Raw genomic sequence first — 991 nt, forward strand, 5'->3', positions numbered from 1 at the left:
GTGTGATTTCATAAGTAATAACTTCTTGATTATTACGTTAGTGTTTTTAAGTATTGCTCAAGGGCTACTCTGACGATGGCACTTACATTTTTTGGATCTTTACCATTGCGTTTATTCCTCAATGCCAGATCTTCTATTGTGACAAGCATGCTTTCACCAAGAGAGATTGTCGTCCGACATTGTTTTTCTGGTTCGGGTTTTTCCGGCGCGCCGTATGGTTTATCCGCAAGGCGCTGAGCCAGAGCCTCTGCTTGTTCTACCGTAACTGCAGCTCTGTTTAATGCTTGCTGGCTGGGTTTCTTCACCATGGGCCAAATACCTCATTCATTAAATGTTCAATTTCTGCTCTGGCTGCTGTATTGTTCGTTTCTACTACACCGGTGCCGTTGCTCATGCAATCGCGATAGACTTTTCTGAAACAAATAACTGAATCCAGGACTTGAATTGTTGGGAATTCTTCAAGATATTCAAGGAATTCTTTTCTCTCATTTCCCCTCAAAACCGGATTGGTTGTTGCCATACTTTGTAAACAATAAACCTTAAGTTCCGGGTTAAGGTTACGCATTGCGTCTATCTGTTGTTCTAGTTCTGTAAGAGTATCCAGATCTGGTTGAGAACACTGTAGTGGCGCAATTATTTGATGTGCGACAACTCCACTCGTTATGAATTCCTTTGAGTTTCTTCCTGCGACATCCACTATTACATCATCGAACTTTTCATTCAGAGCCTGTAGTGTTTGTGTCAGGTTATCAAATTTCTCAACAAGGGTTATTGCTGGTAACAGTCCTGCAGCTTCTCGTTCTGCATGATGTTTTGCGGCTGTTCGTTGTAGATCTCCGTTTAACAGGCAGACTTCCCTTCCTTTATTTGCGAGAGCAATAGCCAGGTTTGATGCAATGGTAGTTTTCCCTGAACCACCTTTGTTCCCACCAACTACAGTAATCATTGCAACCTCATAAATGTGATGTGTGAAGTATGATGATATTTTGAC

Annotated in this window: 2 protein-coding genes; both read right to left on the minus strand. The window is 41.8% G+C overall.

Going from position 1 to position 991, the window contains the following annotated elements:
* Nucleotides 1–32: 32 nt before the first annotated feature.
* Nucleotides 33–308 carry a hypothetical protein gene (locus RTW80_RS26005; RefSeq protein WP_000239529.1) on the minus strand — a complete coding sequence of 92 codons (276 nt, stop codon included), beginning with the start codon at nt 306–308 and terminating at the stop codon, nt 33–35.
* The gene (locus RTW80_RS26010) at nt 302–946 is read right to left on the minus strand and encodes a division plane positioning ATPase MipZ (protein ID WP_000633913.1); all 645 of its coding nucleotides are present in this window, start codon (nt 944–946) and stop codon (nt 302–304) included. Before RTW80_RS26010 ends, RTW80_RS26005 begins: the two co-directional genes overlap by 7 nt.
* Nucleotides 947–991: the final 45 nt, after the last annotated feature.

Source organism: Escherichia sp. AM3, from assembly GCF_032029835.1.
Taxonomy (GTDB): Bacteria; Pseudomonadota; Gammaproteobacteria; order Enterobacterales; family Enterobacteriaceae; genus Escherichia; species Escherichia coli.